Annotated in this window: 20 protein-coding genes and 2 pseudogenes; 8 read left to right on the top strand and 14 right to left on the bottom strand. The window is 41.2% G+C overall.

What is annotated here, in order from left to right; all coding sequences use genetic code 11:
- Positions 1-351: a MerR family transcriptional regulator gene (locus tag BK584_RS25440; RefSeq protein WP_078394840.1), complete on the top strand. Its 351-nt coding sequence runs from the start codon at positions 1-3 to the stop codon at positions 349-351.
- A gap of 147 nt (positions 352-498) precedes the next feature.
- Here BK584_RS25440 and BK584_RS22750 read toward each other — a convergent pair whose 3' ends face one another.
- The 6 genes and pseudogenes from BK584_RS22750 to BK584_RS22725 form a co-directional block, all read right to left on the bottom strand.
- Positions 499-828 carry a hypothetical protein gene (locus tag BK584_RS22750; protein WP_078394838.1) on the bottom strand — a complete coding sequence of 110 codons (330 nt, stop codon included), beginning with the start codon at positions 826-828 and terminating at the stop codon, positions 499-501.
- A gap of 27 nt (positions 829-855) precedes the next feature.
- Positions 856-1,479, bottom strand: coding sequence for a GNAT family N-acetyltransferase (locus BK584_RS22745; RefSeq protein ID WP_078394836.1), 624 nt, complete (start codon positions 1,477-1,479; stop codon positions 856-858).
- Positions 1,480-1,646: 167 nt separating this feature from the next.
- Positions 1,647-2,365: pseudogene (locus BK584_RS22740) on the bottom strand (aldo/keto reductase).
- A 32-nt stretch (positions 2,366-2,397) separates the two neighbouring features.
- Positions 2,398-3,618, bottom strand: coding sequence for a sugar efflux transporter (locus BK584_RS22735; protein WP_139365744.1), 1,221 nt, complete (start codon positions 3,616-3,618; stop codon positions 2,398-2,400).
- An 80-nt stretch (positions 3,619-3,698) separates the two neighbouring features.
- Positions 3,699-4,079, bottom strand: a complete 381-nt coding sequence (locus BK584_RS22730) for a MerR family transcriptional regulator (protein WP_078394834.1) — start codon at positions 4,077-4,079, stop codon at positions 3,699-3,701.
- Positions 4,080-4,153: 74 nt separating this feature from the next.
- Positions 4,154-5,395 (bottom strand): multidrug effflux MFS transporter, encoded by a 1,242-nt coding sequence (locus BK584_RS22725; RefSeq protein ID WP_078394832.1) that lies wholly within the window; start codon positions 5,393-5,395, stop codon positions 4,154-4,156.
- 235 nt (positions 5,396-5,630) lie between these two features.
- On the opposite strand from BK584_RS22725, the gene ggt reads away from it, so the two are divergent.
- The gene (ggt, locus tag BK584_RS22720) at positions 5,631-8,036 is read left to right on the top strand and encodes a gamma-glutamyltransferase (RefSeq protein ID WP_078394830.1); all 2,406 of its coding nucleotides are present in this window, start codon (positions 5,631-5,633) and stop codon (positions 8,034-8,036) included.
- Positions 8,037-8,382: 346 nt separating this feature from the next.
- Here ggt and BK584_RS22715 read toward each other — a convergent pair whose 3' ends face one another.
- Positions 8,383-9,453 carry a tartrate dehydrogenase gene (locus BK584_RS22715; RefSeq protein WP_078394828.1) on the bottom strand — a complete coding sequence of 357 codons (1,071 nt, stop codon included), beginning with the start codon at positions 9,451-9,453 and terminating at the stop codon, positions 8,383-8,385.
- 212 nt (positions 9,454-9,665) lie between these two features.
- On the opposite strand from BK584_RS22715, the gene BK584_RS22710 reads away from it, so the two are divergent.
- From BK584_RS22710 to BK584_RS22700, 3 genes are all read left to right on the top strand, one after another.
- Positions 9,666-10,349 carry a GntR family transcriptional regulator gene (locus BK584_RS22710; protein ID WP_078394826.1) on the top strand — a complete coding sequence of 228 codons (684 nt, stop codon included), beginning with the start codon at positions 9,666-9,668 and terminating at the stop codon, positions 10,347-10,349.
- A 268-nt stretch (positions 10,350-10,617) separates the two neighbouring features.
- Positions 10,618-11,400 carry a glycerophosphodiester phosphodiesterase gene (locus BK584_RS22705; RefSeq protein ID WP_169871475.1) on the top strand — a complete coding sequence of 261 codons (783 nt, stop codon included), beginning with the start codon at positions 10,618-10,620 and terminating at the stop codon, positions 11,398-11,400.
- Positions 11,393-12,187: a hypothetical protein gene (locus BK584_RS22700; protein WP_078394822.1), complete on the top strand. Its 795-nt coding sequence runs from the start codon at positions 11,393-11,395 to the stop codon at positions 12,185-12,187. Before BK584_RS22705 ends, BK584_RS22700 begins: the two co-directional genes overlap by 8 nt.
- A 70-nt stretch (positions 12,188-12,257) precedes the next feature.
- Here the strand turns inward: BK584_RS22700 and BK584_RS22695 are convergent, their stop codons facing one another.
- Entirely contained in the window at positions 12,258-12,743 is a 486-nt protein-coding gene (locus BK584_RS22695) for a GNAT family N-acetyltransferase (RefSeq protein WP_078394820.1), read from the bottom strand.
- A 214-nt stretch (positions 12,744-12,957) separates the two neighbouring features.
- Here BK584_RS22695 and BK584_RS22690 point away from each other — a divergent pair, with 214 nt between their 5' ends.
- The 3 genes from BK584_RS22690 to BK584_RS22680 all read left to right on the top strand — a co-directional run bounded on the left by BK584_RS22690 (position 12,958) and on the right by BK584_RS22680 (position 15,435).
- On the top strand, positions 12,958-13,455 hold the full coding sequence (locus BK584_RS22690; protein WP_078394818.1) for a DUF2798 domain-containing protein: 498 nt from the start codon (positions 12,958-12,960) through the stop codon (positions 13,453-13,455).
- Positions 13,456-13,591: 136 nt separating this feature from the next.
- Entirely contained in the window at positions 13,592-13,840 is a 249-nt protein-coding gene (locus tag BK584_RS22685; RefSeq protein WP_139365743.1) for a GlsB/YeaQ/YmgE family stress response membrane protein, read from the top strand.
- A gap of 218 nt (positions 13,841-14,058) precedes the next feature.
- Positions 14,059-15,435, top strand: coding sequence for an FAD-dependent oxidoreductase (locus tag BK584_RS22680; RefSeq protein ID WP_078394814.1), 1,377 nt, complete (start codon positions 14,059-14,061; stop codon positions 15,433-15,435).
- A 124-nt stretch (positions 15,436-15,559) separates the two neighbouring features.
- Here the strand turns inward: BK584_RS22680 and BK584_RS25220 are convergent.
- The 6 genes and pseudogenes from BK584_RS25220 to BK584_RS22650 form a co-directional block, all read right to left on the bottom strand.
- A pseudogene (locus tag BK584_RS25220) lies at positions 15,560-15,877 on the bottom strand (alpha/beta hydrolase); the annotation flags it as partial.
- Positions 15,878-15,990: 113 nt separating this feature from the next.
- On the bottom strand, positions 15,991-17,973 hold the full coding sequence (fhuB, locus tag BK584_RS22670; RefSeq protein WP_245808951.1) for a Fe(3+)-hydroxamate ABC transporter permease FhuB: 1,983 nt from the start codon (positions 17,971-17,973) through the stop codon (positions 15,991-15,993).
- A 4-nt stretch (positions 17,974-17,977) separates the two neighbouring features.
- On the bottom strand, positions 17,978-18,964 hold the full coding sequence (locus BK584_RS22665) for an ABC transporter substrate-binding protein (protein ID WP_078394808.1): 987 nt from the start codon (positions 18,962-18,964) through the stop codon (positions 17,978-17,980).
- A gap of 348 nt (positions 18,965-19,312) precedes the next feature.
- Positions 19,313-19,594, bottom strand: a complete 282-nt coding sequence (locus BK584_RS22660) for a hypothetical protein (RefSeq protein WP_078394806.1) — start codon at positions 19,592-19,594, stop codon at positions 19,313-19,315.
- 170 nt (positions 19,595-19,764) lie between these two features.
- Positions 19,765-20,070: a PTS sugar transporter subunit IIB gene (locus BK584_RS22655; protein WP_078394804.1), complete on the bottom strand. Its 306-nt coding sequence runs from the start codon at positions 20,068-20,070 to the stop codon at positions 19,765-19,767.
- Positions 20,071-20,073: 3 nt separating this feature from the next.
- A complete protein-coding gene (locus BK584_RS22650; RefSeq protein ID WP_078394802.1) occupies positions 20,074-20,391 on the bottom strand; it encodes a PTS lactose/cellobiose transporter subunit IIA in 318 nt (105 codons plus the stop codon).
- Between the last annotated feature and the right edge of the window lie 13 nt (positions 20,392-20,404).

The following is a 20,404-nucleotide window of genomic DNA, read 5'->3' as shown; positions in this document are numbered from 1 at the left end:
ATTAAGCTAACAGTAAAGTTAGGGATTCTAAGGCAAATCAACCAAGCAAAAGGAGGTTTAAAAATATCCTATCGCATTGGCGCGTTTTCTAAAGCCGTTCGGATTAGCGAACATACGCTTAGGTATTATGAAAAAGAAGGATTAATCGTCCCCCATCGCACCTCAAGCAATATTCGTTACTATACAGAGGACGACCGTTTATGGAGAGAGTATATTTTGCATATGAAAGAGACTGGGATGAGCTTACAAGATTTAAAACGCTATTCCGAACTACTTCGCATGGGAGATACGGGGGTTGAAGAACTAACTGAACTTTTAATTCAACACAGAAAAAAAGTAGAAGACAAATAGTCTACTTTTCAAAGAAACCTCCAATTATTGAATAAGAAGATTGCTTTTTATCAAGGAGAGCTTCAAGAAAACGAATCGAAGGATTTATTTACTATTTTCGTTCAAGAAAAAAGAAGCGAACGAGATTGATCTCGCTCGCTTCGGTGGCTATCGGGCCAAACGTTTACTTCGAATAAACGGTAGCAACAGCCACCAAACAAGAATAACTCCATAACCAAGCATAGAAAAGATCGTCCAAACTGTACCCGCTTGTAATTCTGCTACAACTACAAAATGGTCAAACTCTGTCACGTCTTTATCCCTTTCAATACTATTAATAAATAAGAGAATCGGAACAGATATCGAAAAAAGGACAACTACAAAAGAAAGCCTTCTCATTTTATTTTTTAAGATACTGCGGATAGCCAGTACAAGCGTAAGGATAATAACAAAATAGTAAATGAGCCAAACCCAACCTGGAAGCGTCTCCCAATACATGTTTTGTCCCCTTTACGTCATCTACAATTAGTTTATGATGTCCGTTTGGTCTTTAGGCGTTCTTTTTATTGCCGATTCTCCTTTTACAGCTAGCCTTAAATATTCATCTTGGAGCAGTCCCCAAACCGCACAATCTTTGTATTGATTTTTAGAATTACGAATCATATGTTTAATCACACCTTCTTGTTTCATGCCTACTTTACTCATCATTCTTCCAGATGCAGGGTTATCGAGATTATGTGCAGCCTCGATTTTATGAATACCCATCTGCCGAAAACCAAAGTCGATGATTGCTTTTAGTGCTTCTGTTCCATAGCCCTGATTCCACCACATAAATCCAATTGAATAACTAACCGAACAGTTTTCAGTGCTGCGGTCAAAATCGTATAAATCAATTTCTCCAACTAAGGTGTGCCCTTCTTTTAACACAATTGCCCAATAACAAAAAGATTTTTTTTGATACCCTTCTATAATCTTCTTGACCCTTTCTCTTGTTTCCGAGACAGACTGGTGAGATGCGCTAACTCGATTGTCTGACACTCGAGAATCAGAGAGCCAATGGTCAAATACGGTTTGGGTATCAGCAGCGGTGAATTTCCTTAAATACAATCGTTTTGTTTCAATCATTGGCGTTCCTAAAAAAGTAAGCATTCTATATTCCCCTTTACAATGATCACTCCTCTTTATTATATTAAAATTCCAGAAATCTGTTTAATGATTTCCTCATCTAAACATTCACTTTCCGAAGTGGATTAACAGAATGACTTTATCACACATAAAAAAACGGACTAGATGCTCTAGTCCGTTCGTTGATTCTTTTAATGCCCATACACTGGGTGTGCCATATACGGGTATTCCAAACTTGCCAACTCATTATCATCAAGTTTAAGGGACAATGCTGCTACCGCATCTTCAAAATGGTGAATTCTCGTCGCACCAACAATTTGGTGCTGTTTGTTTAATACCCAAGCAAGTGCAACTTGTGCACGAGGAATGTACCGCTTAGTAGCAATCACTGCAACTTGATCAATGATGCTGCGATCTGCATCAACCATTGCACACGAGCCGGTCTCCTGCCTCATCATTACTAGAACGCTTAGTCTGTTCTTCCCAGTCACGGGTAAGTCTGCCTTTTGCAAGTGGGCTCCAAGGAATAACCCCAATCCCTTCTGATTCACAAAGCGGCAACATCTTCCGTTCGTCCTCTCGGTAAAGCAAGTTATATAAATTCTACATGGACACAAACTTTGTCCATCCATTCTGCTCTGCAACATGCTGCGCTTTCATGAATTGCCAAGCATACATTGACGAAGCACCTAGATAACGGACTTTTCCAGCCTTCATCACATCATGAAGCGCCTCCATCTGAATAGATATTTGCTGTATCAAAGAAGTTGATGCCCAGATCAAGTGCTTTTCGAATAAATGGCCTACTTGCTTCTTCATTTAGAGACCACGGGGCAATACCTCGTTCCGGTACCCCATAACTCATGCAAGATACATCCAACCCAGTGCGACCTAACTTAACATACTCCATCTTCTGAACACTCCTTCTTCGTTAAAAATGGTTTATATAGACTGCTTCTCCACCTCTTGGTGCTGCACCTCCTTGACTGTCGATGTTTTCTGTAAAAGTAAAAACGCAACAGTGACCATCGCCACACAGACCCAATTAACGAAACGAAAACCAGCAACTTGTGCAATGAACCCACTACTTAAGCTGCCAACTAGCCTTCCTAAAGTTGACCCATTTGAATAGACAGTCGCGGCGATTCCAGGAGACGTTGGTATTAAATCACTAAAGTAACTTAATCCATTTCCCATCAAAACCGCGACGAGTGTCGCTTGAAATAGTTGAGCGACAATGAGCTGCCAGGAAGCGGCCGCAAAGCCTAAAGCAACAAAATAAATGACGGCTACCACGCAACCGAATAAAATAAAGCGATGATTGCTGATTCGCTTACCTAAGGATCCAAAAAACAGCATGATCGGAATTTCTAGTCCAGCACAAATACTGACAACCAATCCGACATCAGCATGACTGCCCCCTAGTTCATTTACAATAAAGAGTGGCGTGTTTATCCCATTAATGGCATTAACCGCAAATAAAAAAATAAATGCAACAAACGGCAAGGCAATTCCTTTATGACGCAAAGAGGAAATACTTGTTTTTTTCTTCGCAGCAACTTGCCCCTCCGGCATTTTTTTGTTTTTCAAAAAAAAGATCACTAACGTAGCAATCGTCAAGAAAAGGATTGACGTTGCTAGAAACAATCCAACATAACCGAGCGTTGCGAGCAACAGTGTACCAACCAACGGTCCTACGAGAAATCCTAATGAAACGAGCGAGCGTAACGTTGATTTTGCAAATGTTTTATCGTCTGACTTGCTTTCATTTGCAGACTCTTGTGCATACGCAAAGATTTGTGGCATTGCCGCAGCTCCAAAGCCGTTAAAAAAGCTCACAGAAAGCAACAAAAAAAAGAAGTTTTCAAATAATAAATACGATCCATAGCCTACCGCTGATGAGAGCAACGCTGCAACAATAAGCCACTTCCGGTCAACTCCGCTATCAGAGTATGCAGCAATAAATGTGTTTGCAAGGACTCCCGCAAGAGACGTCACCGCCATAAAAACGCCAAATGCAGCCGTACTCATGCCAAGTACTTCCGTACCATATAAAGATAGATAAGGCATCGTAATTGAAATACTTGTGCCAATTAAAAGCATGCAGACAATAAACAACCCAAACCCTTTAATGACAAACAAATCCCTAAACCGTTTAAGCAAGGTGTCATCTCCTCTAACGCTTTAGTAGAAAACGCTTACCAAAATGCGATCTCCTCTTTATGAGGAGTCTTTTGATTTATTCACACTTCTTGAGCGGTTTTCGTTTGGTTTGCTGCCATTGTTTCATAACGTTCAATTTTATAGTCAAGACGGTCAAGCGTATTGTTCATGTCTTTTAGCCGTAATAAGAGCTGTTCCCGCTGTTCAACTAAAATATCTTTTCGTTCGCTAACCGTTTCATCACCTTGCTGATACAATTTAACGTACTCAATTAAAACTTCAATTGGTAGACCCGCAGCTCGCATGCATTTAGCGAATTCAATTCGTCTCACATCAAGATCCGTGTATTTTCTTATTCCACTTGAATGACGTTGCACACGGGGGATTAATCCAATTCGTTCATAATAACGTAGTGTATCTTGAGAAAGACCTAGCTTCTCACTTACTTCAGATATAAGCATCTTATTCTCTCCCCTTTTTTAATCTTATCGTAGCACCTGGAGTTCACTTCAAGGCAAGCTTTTTTAACAATTATTCACTTTTTTTGTTTCATTCTCTTCCCACTCATAAGAAATATAGCCAATGCTATCAGTGTTGTACTACTCATCATTACTCCCATTGGCCAAGCATTTGTTTCAACCGACAAGCCAACAATTGGCGAAACGGTTGCACCAAACAAGTACGGAAGTAATCCCATTAATGCAGCAGCACTACCTGCCCGATGTCCCTGGGTTTCCATTGCAAGAGAGAAACAGGTTGTATTTGCAACACCAACACACATGAGCATGATAAAGACTGGTAATACAACAAAAACGAGTGGCGCATTGATCAAAAACATCATTGTGAGTAAGAAGCTTGTGAACGAAGAAAGCATCAGTCCATAGACCAGTAAAATTCGCTCGGGCAGGATTGCTGCGAGACGTCCTGCAAGTTGGTTTCCAATGATGATACCAATTCCATTAAGAGCAATTAACAAACTATACGTACTAGGAGACACGCCGTACAATGTCTGGTACAAAAAAGGCGACCCCGCAACAAAAGCAAACGCACCAGCCATAACAAAGCCTTGCGCAAGTGCAATCCCGATAAACATTCGCGCTTTAACAAGATCCCAAAACGTATGCACTGTTTGCTTTAAATTGTTTTTAGTACGACGTGATTTTGGTAGTGACTCCTCAAACGTTACGCAGATGATGACAACCATGAGCACCGCAATGAACGCAAGGACTACAAATACACTCCTCCAGCCAACCGCTTCTAAAATTGTACTGCCGATAATAGGTGCAAGGATTGGTGAGAGTCCAGTCATGACCATCAGCATCGAGAAAAACTGAGTTAACGATGTGCCAGAATACAAATCTCTCGCGATTGCCCGGGCAATAACAACACTAGCAGAAGCAGAAAAGCCTTGCATACAACGAGCAATAATAAAGACCCAAATCGATGGCGCGATAAAACAATGCAGCGAGGCAATGATGAAAAGAAACAAGAAAAACACAAGCGGTTTCTTTCTTCCTCGTGCATCACTAATTGGTCCAATGATTAGCTGTCCACCAGCAAGACCAAGTAATGTGGCAGTTAAACTAAGCTGTACATGTGAAGCGTCTGTTTGAAAACTTTCAGCAATCGCAGGAAAACTCGGTAAATACATGTCGACCGTAAGAGAGCCAAAAGCTGCGAGTGACCCAAGCATAATGGCTAACCATAACTGATTTTTAGGATGTCTTGATTGAGGTTCATTATGAACGGATTCCATCTGTCTCTCCTCAATAGTCATTTTTCTATTTCACCTAGATTACAGTCTGGAGTGTACTCCAAGTCAAGGGCTTTTCATTTTTTGTTTATGCTCTAAGCAACACGTTCAATTGATTTTTTCATACATGTACGATGGCTACTCTTTTTCCCAACCTATCAATTAAGCTAATTTCCCCTTTTTATTAGCATTATGTTATAAGATAAAAACAGAATACTTAGCAAATTAATAATCATTTACACAAAAAGAGGAGGCTCCTATGAAGAAAACAAGCCAGTTATTCAGCGTTTTATTGATTTTTGGTGTCAGCTTCACCAGCAGCTTTCCTACTCATGCACAAGCTGGAACAAATACTGAGTCAGAGTACGTCAACCCTGATCGTGATCATGAAGGGACCGTTGATACTGGTGACTTAGGTATGGTTGTCACTGCCCACCCAGAAGCATCTGAAATTGGAGCCGACATTCTTAGAAACGGAGGAAATGCAATTGACGCGGCAGGAGCGGTTCATTTTGCACTTAATACCGTTGAACCGATGATGTCAGGAATTGGGGGTGGAGGTTTTCTTATGTATTACGAAGCGGAAGAAGACCAAGTACACATTCTTGACAGCCGTGAACGAGCCCCGGCGGGAGCCACACCTGACATGTTTCTTGATCTTTCTCAAGCTGTAACAGAACCTGGACAATTTTTGTTTGGCGCAATCGAACTGAACTATGAAGAAGACAGTCAGTTTCAAATAAGCGATATGACCATTTCTGATTTAGATCGTAGTGAAACATTGTTTTCTTATCACTTTAACGGTGATCCTGGTGGCAAGTTACCTGAAGCCGCTTTTGGAACTCAATTGGAACGTGGAACCATACTAGACGACAGCGGACTTCTAACATTTGGAGAACCTTATGGAACAAACCGGTCTTCTTTTTTACGACTTGAACCATCTATGACTGAAAGTAAAAACAGTGAGTTACTTGTTCGCTTTAAACTTGACGATCCTGGTGATGACCGTCGCATGCGCTTCTGGCTCCGTTCTGACGAGTTTAGAGCAGGAAGCACCTATGCTGTCAACGGGTACGGTGTTGAAATTGATACGAAAGCAAGTGAATTAAAGCTCATTCGGTCCAAGTCAGGAACATCCACCACATTAGAAACCATTCCTTTTGACGAGTCCGCTACTTGGCAATCTTTACGCTTCCATCTAGACGAAAGCGAAATAAAAGCGCGCCTTTGGGAGGAGGGTGAAACTGAGCCTGATTCATGGATGGTTGAAACAGTCATTGCAAGCGCACTCCCCTTTTCTGAACGAGTTGAGAGTGGTCTTTCTGTCGGTATTCCTGGTTCATTAAAAGGACTTGAGACCGCTTCGGAAATGTGGGGCACAATGCCATTTTCATCATTAATTGAACCATCAATTGACTTAGCAGAGAATGGCGTCAGTGTTAATTGGGTACTGGCTGAAGCCATTAAAAGCAACGAGTCCAAGTTAAAAAAGAGCAACGGCAGTGAGATTTTTTTTAATGATGAAGGGGAACCGTTAAAAGAAGGGGAACCGCTTATTCAATCCGACCTCGCCCATACATTCTCCTTAATTGCCGAACATGGTTCTGATGTGTTCTATAATGGTGAGATTGGCGAAGCCATTGCCTCCGCTGTCCAAAATGCAGGAGGAAGCTTAACGCTCGATGACTTTAAAGGTTACGAAGTGAGCAGTCATGAGCCTATTTGGGGCAGCTACAAAGGATACGAGATCGCGACGATGCCACCACCAAGTTCAGGTGGATTAACGATGTTGCAGCTTTTAGCGATGTCGGAACAACTTGAGTTAACCGGTCAAGACGTTCGTTCTACTTCAAAATATCATCTCCTCACAGAAATGATGCGCCTTGCTTACGCTGACCGTGCGATGTACATGGGTGATCCAGAATATGTTGACGTTCCAAAACAAGGGCTTTTGCATGAAGATTACATTGCTAAACGTGTAGGACAAATTGATGTTACGCAAGCTAGTAATGAAGGAAAAGCTGGTAATCCATGGAAATACGAGGAAGGAGAACCATTCGCTTCTATCAAGCAACCTGATGATAAAAAGGAAGGTCAAACAACCCATTTCACAATTGCAGATCAATGGGGCAATTGGGTTTCTTATACAACAACAATTGAGCAAGTATTTGGTTCTGGGATCGTCCCAGACGGTTATGGGATTGTTCTAAATAATGAACTGACAGATTTTGATGCGATTCCTGGTGGTGTTAATCAAGTAGAACCAGGGAAACGTCCCCTTAGCAGCATGACACCAACCATTGTCTTTAAAGATGAAAAACCATTCATGACTGCTGGTTCTCCAGGTGGTGCGACCATTATTTCGTCGGTTACCCACGTCCTTATGAATACACTTGGTTACAACATGACGTTAAAAGACGCCATTGAAGAACCTCGAATTTATACGAATGCAACAGCTGCACTAAGACACGAATCTGGCATACCTGATGATGTCCTACAAGCATTAGTCAATATGGGGCATAGGCTCGAAGAGAGACCTGTGGAAATTGGCAATGCCAACAGCCTCCTTTATGATGAAAAAGCTGGTATATATATAGGAGCTGCGGATTCCTCTCGTGAAGGGTCAGCAATCGGCATTCAATCAGAAGCTCCAGAAAAGGAGTAATTGTTGATGACCTATTTGCCCCGTTCCGGTTTGAAAGCATGATCAGGCAGGCACCCCAATTGTGAGAGTAAGAGCTCAACTTTTGGGGTGTTTTTTAACGTTTGGTTCTCCATTCGCTCAAATTGATATAGAAATCTCTATGCATCTAGTAATCATAGACAGTATTACGTATGAAACAGCAGGCAAATATACAGAGGTTTACTTGTACTGGATTAATGATTGCGTTCAATCGCATTGTGTCATCCATCCATGGTTGGTGCAATTGCTAGGTTGCTTTTTCTCTCTATAACCATAACGGTGGAACTGTAATAGTTTTGTTCGCTTTTGTTTCGTCATAATCGCTCAGTTATGAATACTGTTTCTTATTTAATAAGGTCGCAATGATTTCTGAAGTGACTTCTTCTGTCGAATGAGAACCACCGAGATCTGGAGTTACTATCCCTTTGCTTGTCACTTTTTCAATGGATTCAAGCAGATGTGTGCCAAGCTCGGTTTCCCCAAACTGATCAAGCATTAATTTTGCCGTCCAAATTTGACCTATTGGATTGGCGATGCCTTTGCCAAGAATATCAGGAGCAGAACCGTGAACAGGTTCGAACATCGACGGGTACTTGCCATTTACGTTTATATTCGCTGCTGGAGCAATACCGATGCTTCCCATAATTGCCGCTCCAATGTCCGTTAGTATATCCCCAAATAAATTGGAAGCAACAATGACATCAAACTGCTCTGGTTTCGTTACAAAAAAAGCGGCTAACGCATCAATATGCTGTGAATCCGTTCGTACTCCTTCATAATCTTTGCTTACCTCTTGGAAAACCTCGTCCCAAAACGGCATGGAATGAATAATGCCATTTGACTTCGTCGTACTTGTTACCTGTTTCCCTCGTTTTAACGCTAACTCAAACGCATAACGCATCGTCCGCTCTGTTCCTTTGCGTGTGAAAATTGCGTTTTGAATCGCGACTTCGTCTTCCCCACTATGTATTCGTCCACCTGAAGAACTATACTCTCCTTCACTATTTTCACGGACAACAAGCAAATCAAACTCTTTTGGATTCGCAAGAGGCGACTGAATTCCTTGAAGCACCTTAGCAGGTCTTATGTTAATTACTTGTTCAAATTCACGTCGAATTTTAATTAGTAAGCCCCATAATGATATATGGTCTGGAACCAAATTCGGGTTACCGACTGCGCCTAAAAAGATGGCATCAAAAGGCTTTAATTGTTCCAAACCGTCTTCTGGCATCATCATACCGTGCTCTACATAATAGTCTGAACTCCATGGAAATGAAGTGAAATCAAATGTTATCCCCCCGTGTAATTCCGCAACCGCTTTCAATAAACGTTCTGCTTGTGGCACGACTTCTTTGCCAATTCCATCCCCCGGGATACTTGCAATCGTCAAATCCTTCATGATACATCCTCCTCAACCTATTTTGTTTTGAATTAAGTTTAGTCGGCGGTCGACCGTCGATTTGATAGAATTATACTACCATTCTCACTTATCCGCAAGTTGGTATTGACTCCTATTGCCACGTCTCACAAACTGAGATATGCTTTCTATGTGAGTAGAGGTAGATTCCTCTCCAGAGACAACGTGTTCATTTTTTAAAGAGGAGCTTTTTCATGACTGAGTTTAAAGTAAGCAAGCCCACACCTTATTATTTACAGTTTTACTCCCAAATTAAAAAAATGATTTTTGAAGGGACATTGCAACAAGGAAGCCGAATTAATGAAACGCAGCTTGCAAAAGACTTTGGTGTCAGCCGTTCACCTGTAAGAGAAGCGATGCGTTTACTCGAAAAAGATGGTTTGCTTATCGCCGACGACAAAAACGGCTTTACCGTTTACACACTGTCTATTAAAGATGTAGAAGAAATCTATCAAATTCGAATGGCGCTTGAGTCACTCGCCGTTGAACGGGTTATTGAAGAAGCAAATAAAGATAATCTACTTGCGATTGAAACGCAACTTCAGCAAGCAGAGGACGCAATTAATCGCAAGGCAGAAGAAAAAACGATTATTGAGTTAAACAAAAACTTCCACCACCTGCTTGTGGATTTAAGCAACAACCGTCACCTGAGCACCCTGCTCGATAATGTGAATGTCTTGATTTACTTTTGCAGAGTCCTTAATTTCAGAAATAACCGTGCCTCCGAGATTTTAAGCGAACACAAATTGATTTTTGCAGAAATAAAAAATGGTGACAAACAAGCAGCAAAACAAGTGATGGTTGATCATTTAACCAATGATTTAACGCATCTGAAAAAAGTGCTCCTAAACGCTGAGGCTGTAAACAACCAAGGTTAATGTTTTTTCTACCGCTTCACAAAATAGCGTGCCTGCCTTTCCCCTCTTTTTAGGAAAGGCAGGCACGCTTATTTTTGTTCATTTTCTGTAAAGATGCCCCGCCTTCTACACCTATAAACCGCTTGTCACACCACTTATAAATTCGTTTTCTTTTTCCTTTACAAACAATGAAAAAGGGAACCCTCTTTTCTTTTTTGTTTTTTACACACTTCTTCCTCTTTTCAACTTGCAAGCGAAACAACGCAAACTAAATAAGGAGGAAATGAAGATGAACCAAACAAAAAAACGATCACTCGTCTCTCCAACCGGATACGACGGGGAAGCATTTGACAGTGGAAGTGTTCGCTATGTTGCGCATCGAGGTTTTAGCGGTGCGGCACCAGAAAACACCCTGCCTGCCTATGAACTTGCCGGAGCAGCCGGCTTTTGGGGCGGTGAATTTGACACAACCGTTACTAGCGACGGAAAGTGGGTCGTCATTCACGATGAGACCGTTGATCGGACTACCAACGGATCAGGGCGCGTATCAGATATGACATTTGAGCGCATTCGTGCCTTATCCGTCACTGGCGGCAACAATGTGGAGCGTTATCCTCATCTTCAAGTACCCACACTTTCTGAAGTGCTCGCTACGTGCAAGCAAGTTGGCATCGTGCCTGTCATTGAAATTAAATCAGGCTCATACACCGAAGAACAATACCTTACTTTAATTGAAGATGTCCAAAAGTTGGGACTTGAAACGAAATGCATTGTCATTTCATTTAGTTATGAAGTACTCGAGAACATCCGTAGACTTAACCCGTATCTGCCTATCCAGTTTCTTGCTGATATTACAGATGACAACATTGAGCGAATCAAAAGGCTAGGGAATGCGGGCTTTGACTCAAATCGCACACGCTTAACCAAGCCTCTAATTGAACAAGCACATCGCGCCGGCCTTATTGTAAATACGTGGACGGTAAACAATGCAACAGAAGCACAACAGTTGATCAACGCGGGGGTCGATTATATCAGCACCGACCATTTAATTGGAGGGGTTACTCATGACTAATTTGCATAAAACCGTATATACATCTGCAACGAAAAAACATTTTATACATTATGCCCAAATGAAGCCAACAAGCTTCGTAACAGGTCCTCCAGGAGAGAATGAATGGACATTTAATGACGAAGTAGAAGCTGCCCATCTGCGATCATCACCTGGCAATCAAAAAATGGGGTTTCAATTCAATTTGGGACCACGACAAATTGGTGATTTTTTAGATGTGACATTTGAGGTTGCATTGCTCCTTGGCTCGTCAATTAACTTGGTAATTGAACAAGCTGAAGATAAAAATTTCGCCAATCCCATTGTGATGTATTCGGAACAGGTTGGAGCTACAGCGACATTCACGAAAGTCAAACGGACACACCCAATTCGTCAGAAAGGGTTTTACCGCATCTCAATTGGTACAGGTGTTTTAACGTTAGCGGAGTATATGATTCGCGGACTCACCGTGGGTGTCCGTTCTCTTTTTCCGGCTCCTCTCCCAACAACCTTTCAAACAGTTGTTAAAAAAGAAGTCGACCAGTTTGTCGCTTTACAAGGGAATCCAATTATTCAAACAGTCGACGAAGGAACCGCTTTGCATATTGTTTTTCCAGCAAACTTAGTCAGTCAACCAGCCATATTCGTGAACGAAAGTTTCGTTAGCGCAAATGGCATTGCTGCTCACTATGGTTATGCCGACTCCTCGCAAGTATTTATCCGCTTTTTGAATCGAAACACCGGCAACAGCGTGCCCGTTGACACCTTACCAACTGGCTATGAGTTTGCCTTACTTGCTTTAACAAATTGACTTGCGAAACATATAAACAAGCAGCTACAACGCGTAGTAGTAGCTGCTTGTTCTCTTTGTTAAACTAAAATTAGACTTCTAATATCATTCGCAGCATTTTTGAACGATGCCCTTCAAGCACATCTTCAAATTCTGCAACGGTTTTGAACCCCTTCGCTTTATAAAACCGAATTCCAACCCTATTTTCTTTTTCAACATCAATAAAAACAGACTGGACTCCAGACAATTTTTCAATTCCTTTTAAAAGTAATGCTGAACCGATTCCTCTTCCTTGATAAGCTGGTTCTAAATAGATGGCTCCTAACTCGACCTCTCCTTTTTCATTTACAGGAGAGAAATTAGCAAATCCGACAATTTGATTCTCTTTTTCTGCAACAAACAAACTCGAATGTTTTAACCGACTAACCATCCGCCCCTCGCTGTATGCTGCCTGTAAGAAACGATCTTGGATGTCGACCGGAATCATGTTCTCATAGGTCGTATTCCAACTTACTTTCGCTACCTTCTGAACGGACTTTATATCCGTTTCCTGCATCTCTCTAATTGTATAATTCATGTTTTTCTCCCCCCTATATGGATCCTATGTAATAAAGATTACATAACATTTTTCCATTTCATCAAATCTACTTCCTATTATACGACAACAACATAGCAAAATATGTTACACATCATTTCTTCCTCCACTTTAAACGTTCACAAAACGTTCACTTATGAAACAAACCCTCTTATCGCTATACTTACGAAGTACTGATTAGAAGGGATGAGAAGTTTTGCCAACAACAAAAAAAGAACATGTTTATTTTGGACTTATGATGTGCACGGGAATGGTTATTGCGATGACGTTTTACAATCTACTAATTAATGGATTACTTGGTCAAATATCGGTTATCGGTGTTCTCTTTCAACTGGCGCTTGGATTTGTTATTGCTTTTTTACTAGAATCGTTTATTGTTGGTCCAGTCGCTGGGCGCATTGTCCACTCGTTACCATTTATCCGATCCAGTAAGCTTTTTACAATTCTTTTGATGGCCTTATGTATGGTCATTGGAATGGTGTTTTTTATGTCTATGTATGGTGTTGCAACGGCTTACTATATAAATGGGTTAGGTGGACAATCATTTATTGCTGCATTTTTTACGACTGCTCTTAAAAATTTTGTATTTGCAATGCCTTTGCAATTGCTCATTGTTGGTCCAATCGTGCGTTATTTGTTTTCAACTTTTATCCACACACCTAAAGTTGTCGAGTCTGGTAGTGTCCGTTCATAGGAGTAGAAAAGAAAAAGCTACTATGTTGTAGCTTTTTTCTTTTCTACTACTCTTAGTTCACTTTTTATTTTATCTCCTATTTTTAACATTCAACTTGTACATATGCTTATTAAGAATGACCAAAGGAGGGATAAATGTGGGTTTATTATGGAGTTTACTTGTAGGCGGTTTAATTGGTTGGGCCGCAGGGGGAATCACAGGAAGAGGTGTGCCATTTGGAATCATCGGTAACATCATCGCTGGATTTGTTGGTGCAAGTCTAGGTACGTTTCTATTAGGGAGCTGGGGACCAGCGCTAGGTGGTTTTTCCCTTTTACCGGCTTTAATTGGGGCGATTATCCTCGTTCTTATTGTTAGTTCCATCCTTCGAACGTCTAGACGCTAGTGATAAGAGCCTTTCATTAGGCTCTTTTTTCTCTAAATCAAGAAACTGATAAATAAAGTTTGCTCAATAATTCACAATGTGATACGATGTATTTAAAGCAAATGAAGAACCAACCTTCACTTTGCTCATTATTTCACAATAAATGACTTGAAATAGAAACTCTTTTTTTACTATAGTTTGTGAAGCATTTCACATTAATTTTAGGAGGAACTTACTTTATGAAAATCATTGTGATTGGTTGTACTCACGCTGGTACTACTGCTGTTAAAAACTTAACAAGACTTCACCCGGATGCGGAAATTACGGTATATGAACGAAATGATAACGTCTCTTTCTTATCATGCGGGATTGCCTTACACGTCGGGGGTGTCGTCAAACAAGCGGAAGATTTATTTTATTCCTCCCCTGATGAATTAACTGCACTAGGTGCTACTATGCATGTGAAACATGACGTTCTTGCTGTTGATACAGACAATAAGGAAGTGCATGTTCGCAATTTAACAACGGATGAAGAGTCTACTGATCGATACGATAAACTTGTTTTCACAACTGGTTCTAAACCGATTGTCCCTCCTATTCCAGGAGTTGGCTTAAAAAACATTCAGCTTTGTAAGAATTATCATCAAGCCCAACAGATTATCGAAAAAGCAACAGACGCAAAAAAAATTGCTGTGATTGGTGCTGGTTACATTGGTGTTGAGCTTGTTGAAGCATTTGAGGCGTACGGAAAAGATGTTACATTTATTGAAGGCGCTGACCGCGTACTAAATAAATATTTGGACCGAGAATTCACGGATGAAGTCGAACAAACATTGGTCGAACATGATGTAAACCTTGCACTTGGTGAAAAAGTGGAAGCCTTCCAAGGCAATTACAGTGGTTACGTTCAAGCTGTTCATACAAGTAAACAAACGCATGAAGTTGATCTTGTTTTGCTTTGTGTTGGATTTAGACCACAAACCGATCTAATTAAAGATAAGGTCGATACAATGGAAAACGGCGCATTGCTTGTAAACGAATATATGCAAACAAGCAACAGTGCGATTTTTGCTGCTGGTGATAATTGTGCAGTATTTCACAATTCATCTCAACATGCTGCCTATATTCCACTTGCAACAAACGCGACTAAAATGGGGACACTCGTTGCTTATAACATTAATTCTCCTAAAATTGCCTATAAAGGGACGCAAGGAACCTCTGCTCTAAGGCTATACGATTTGAACATGGCGTCCACTGGCTTAACCGAAGAAAGTGCTGCGATGTATGGACTCGACGTGCGTTCATTCACACTTGTTGATCATGTGCGTCCAACCTTTATGCCCACTGCTGAAGAAGTAAAGGTAAAGCTTGTGTATGAGCATGAATCCATGCGCATCATCGGCGCACAAGTAATAAGTAAAGCTGATATGACACAGCTGATGAACACATTGTCAATTAGCATCCAGCAGAACATGACGGTAACTGACTTAGCCTTTAGTGATTTCTTTTTCCAACCTCATTACAGCAAGCCAGTTAGCCTTTTAAATACATTGGCTTTGAAAGTAATGGAAGAACGGGATCAGACACCAGAAGTATTAAAAGAGAGCTTGTCTTAAGACAGGCTCTTTTTTTCAATAAATGATTGCTGTAATGCTCTTAATCTACAATTGCTTAAAAGTAAAGAGAAAAAGATACGCAAATAAAAGAGCACTTTTCATTAGAGAAAAATGCTCTTTTTTCTTATTTTACTTCCCGCAAAAATGCTCTCATGTTCTCAACCATTTCTTTTGATTTCGTATGATGCAAGTAATGCTCTCCTTCAACCAACATCATCTTGCCATGTAAAGAATTTTCTACTTGTTCTTCATGCAGCGGAATCTACCCTTCTACGTCTGAATTATCTGCTTGGATAAAGAGTAGCAATGGAAGCTCTTCTGGAAAAGCTAAGAATTGTGCTTCTTTAAAATTTGAACGGAAATGTTCCATTTCATTCATGTTGTTCGCATTATACAAGTTTTTGTTTGTAATCAATCTCATCTGTTCCTTTGTTTCTTCATTTTTTTCTTCTGTATACGATTCCGGTTCATTCAAGTCTTTCTCTTAATCAATTATACCTTTTAAAAACAACGTCTGAAAAAACGTCAAACGTTGATTTCCAGATTCCATTGTACTTACATCTTCCTCATAATATAAAGGATGTAAGGTGCTCCAATTAACGCCACAAGTAAGCCAGATGGAATTTCTTTAGGATACAGCATAAATCGGCTGAGAAAGTCAGCTGCTATAAGCAATGTTCCGCCAATTGCCATAGACATAGGCAAGACATAGCGGCTCTTCACCCCTACAAGCCCACGTGCTGCATGTGGTGCGAGCAACCCGATAAAGCCAATTGCGCCAACAACCGCAACACTAGCTGCACCAATTGCTACGGCAAGCAATAAGGTACACACTCGAACGAACTGGACTTTAAGCCCTAACACAACAGACACATCGTTTGTAAATGCAAGGACATCCAACTGCTTCGTCAACAAAAAACTAAGCGGAACAATGAAAAGGATAACAGCTGTCAAGAACCAAACGTCTTGCCAACTCATGGCATAGGTAGTCCCGGCAAGCCATAACAAAACTGGTGCCACTCCTACACTCGCTTTCACTGTAAGAATTTGAATAATTCCTGAGCCGACAGCGGATACGGCCACTCCCATTAAAGCGAGTGATATAGGTTCCCAACCAGAACGTTTTGTAACAAGCAAGATGATGCCAATCGCTGTTCCAGCGCCAATAACAGCACCAACTGGAACAAAAGCATAAGGGAGCGCAGGAAGTAACACCATCACAGCAAGCGCCCCTGCTCCCCCACCAGATGTAATCCCTAAAATGGAAGGGTCGCCTAACGGATTACGTAATACACTTTGTAAAAGAGCGCCACATAAAGCAAGAATGGCTCCAACCATAAAAGCAACAAGGACGCGAGGCCATCTAAATTGCAAAGCTGTCTGGTGCCAAAGGCTACCAGAGACCAATTCTGACAAGGAATAAAAGCGCCCCCCACCATAGGAAAGAGAAAAAACGGCAATTACAAGTGTTAAAAGGAAAAACAATAAAAGCAGGACCGGGAAACGAAGCTTGCTTTTTTTCCCTCCAAGCGTTTGTTTCCCACCACTATATTGTTTTCCCATTTTGTAAGCCAAGTACATTAACCAAGGTCCGCCAATTAAAGCGGTGACCGCCCCTACCGGAATTTCGCTCCCTGGTTGAATAAACCGTGCAAGCACATCAGCAGCAATAAGGAGGAAAGCCCCCCAAACAAAAGCGTGAATCAATTGCATCCGGTGTCCCCGTACATGTAGCAACCGGACAATATGAGGTGCCATTAAACCAATAAATCCAATTGGTCCTACGACACTAACGGTTGCTGAAGCGAGCACAATAGCAACCGCCCAGCCAATTAGTTTAATACGTCGTACCGATGCGCCTAAGCCAGCAGCCGCTTCATCCCCTAGTAAAAGGAGGTCAAACTTCTTGCCAGCCATAATAGCGGCTACACCAGCTATTAAAATAAATGGCCATGCAAAGGAGACGCCCGACCAATTATTTTGGATAAGTGTTCCTGCTCCCCATAAAAACAAACCATTAGTTTCTTGCTCAAACATTAATTGAATACCACTTGTTGCGGCTCCAAAAAGAAGCGTCACAATCATACCAGTCAACGCAACTCGTACTGGTTCCATCCCTCTGCCAACGAGACTAAATACGAGAATAGCCGCAAAAACAGCGCCTAAAAATGAGAGAAGAAAAGGATGAAAAGCGCCAATTGCCGGGAAAAATACGGCTCCTAAAACGACAAACAAATATGCGCCAGCATTGATTCCTAGCGTACCTGCTGAAGCGAGGGGGTTTTTCGTTAGCGTTTGCAATAACAATCCCGCCATAGCTAGCGCTCCCCCTGCTAAAACGCCAATTACTACCCGCGGCAAGCGGACGCCGAAGAGTATAGCTTGGGTACGGCTATCAGACCATGAATCAACAAGGAGCTCTCTCCAACTTATGGCGGCATGGCCTTGTGTTAAATGGAGCGCGGAGACAAATGCCAATAATACGACACCAACCGCTAAGAGCACAAACGGATTTCCGATCGCCCGCTTTAAAAACACCATCTTATTCGTTTAACGCTTCAAGCGTTCGTTCAACCAAAGTCTTTGCTGATAACGGGCCACCATAAGGCCATGCATCTCCCCCAAGGGCATATACTCGATTTTCTTTTGTGAAAGTAAGATCGGTCCAAACTGCATTATCAGCAAGCTGTTGTTCAAAAACATTGTCGTCATCTTGCACGATATGAATAAGATTTGCGTCTTCAACTTTTGTTAATTCTTCTACTCCAACTGTAGAAAAACCATATAACTCAAAATTCCCAGGATCATAGACATTGTTTAATCCCATGTTTTCTAACACTGTTACTGCCATCGCATTTGGAGTTGAAAGGCGGAAAACTGGTGCTTGATTGTCCGAATATGCCATCGTTAAGGCAAAATCTTTTGTTGAAAGCCCAAGATCATCAATCTCGCTTTCAGCATTCGCATAAGTAGCTTCCAAATCGGCTAATACAGACTCGGCTTGCTCTGTTGCATCAAGCACTTTTGCCATCTCTTTAAACGTTTGTTCCATTTCTTCATATTGACTCAAACCCTCTCCCTCTTCTGGGTAAGGATTAAATAATAGCGTTGGAGCAATCGCTTTCAGTTCTTCATCAATGTTCTCACCACGGTTGCCAACTGTAATAATAAGATCGGGTTCCAACTCGGCAATCGCCTCTAAGTTAGGCTCCGTTCTTAGACCCACATCAACCGCATCGCCTGAAAGTTCTGCGTCCACATCGACCCATTTATTATAATTTTCAATATCCGCCACCCCAACTGGCTGTACACCAAGTGCTAAAAGATTTTCGGTGTAAGACCATTCAAGTGACACAACACGTTTAGGAACTTCTTCAAATGTTTGCGTACCATTTATATCGGTAACAGTAATGCCGTCCCCGTTTTGAGTAGGTTCCTTATCGCCACTAGCCTCCTGAGCATCCCCACTTCCACAAGCAGTTAACAAGATCAAACCAAAACTTACGTAAATCCAATTATGTTTTTTCATTTTATGTACTCCCCTAAACAGTAATGAAATTCATTCTCAATAGATTATACAACATTATCTGAAAGAGACAAACACTTTATTTAGAAACGAGTAAGTGCACTGGTTTTAGGTAGCGTAATACAGGATTGTTATTCACTAGAATTGAAACTTGTCATAACTTTTATCGCAGTATTAAAGTGACTCTACATAGAAAGAGACCTGTTTATTAAAAGGTAGAGACTTTTGTCGTTCAAAAGGAAAACATTTCAGCGTAACGGGCTACATTTTTTTAACCGTTCGTCTCATTCTGATCAAAAAAAGGGTTTTATCTTAAAGCAGATAAAACCCTTTTTTAGACAACTCATTAATTCAATCACTGTCGTCAAATCTAGCATATACGGTGCTTGTTGGCGCCCAGCTTGGATCATTTCCTCCATGAAAAGTAGAGAAATAAAATGTATCCAAATAAGAGACATCCCCAAAGTCGGCGTTTGCCATGCTCCGAGTATAGATATCACCAAAGTTCCTGTGGTTAAAATCCACCTGAAAAGACGATGGCGCCGCAGCGGCAATACTTGATGAAATGCCTGATATCACGACTACAAGTATGAAGCTGAATAGAATTTGGATACATTTTTTCCTCATTGTCATCACCTAACCTTCTTTTAATGGAAGAGCTGGTTATAGAAATCGGACAAAAAGAACGTTTTGCATTCGGTAGCAGTTCTCCTATACAAATTTATTCACCCCTTTCGCGACGTCTTCTCCTAGTTATCTATAGAAAAACAAAGACCGGGCATCTTTGCACGGTCTTTGGTCACTTATTTTTCCCCTAGCTTGATTGCTTGGTTTAATACGTTTTCGCCTTTCATCATGCCATAATCCATTTGGTTGATGAGGTCCACTTTAATGCCATGAGGCTCAGCCTGCTTCGTAATTTGTGCTTGCATGTAACGGACTTGTGGTCCAATTAAGATGACATCGGTTTTTTCAAGATGTTCATTTAACTGTGATGCAGAGACAGCATCAATTTCATGGTCAAGACCTTGTTTTTCTGCGGATTCTTTCATTTTTGAGACGAGCATACTTGTCGACATTCCTGCAGAACATACGAGTAAAATATTCATTGGTTATACCCCTTTCGGCAAACGTTGATATAGTTCAACCATTTCAACAGCCATATCTTTGACTGTCATCGATGTCATTAAATGATCTTGCGCGTGAATTAACAGAATGGATGGTGTAATACCACTCCCTTGCGCTTCTCGTTGCAAAAGCGCTGTCTGTGCATGGTGGGCTTCCACAAAAGCTTTATCTGCTTCTTTCAATTTTTCTTCAGCTGAATCAATTTCTCCTGCTTTCGCGGCATGAATTGCCTCCATTGCGAACGAACGGGCATTGCCAGCATGTAAAATGATATGAAACGAGACTTCTTCAAGCGTTTGCATATTGACCACTCCT

The organism is Shouchella patagoniensis (assembly GCF_002019705.1).
Taxonomy (GTDB): Bacteria; Bacillota; Bacilli; order Bacillales; family Bacillaceae_D; genus Shouchella; species Shouchella patagoniensis.
This window is presented reverse-complemented; position numbering and strand designations above follow the sequence as displayed.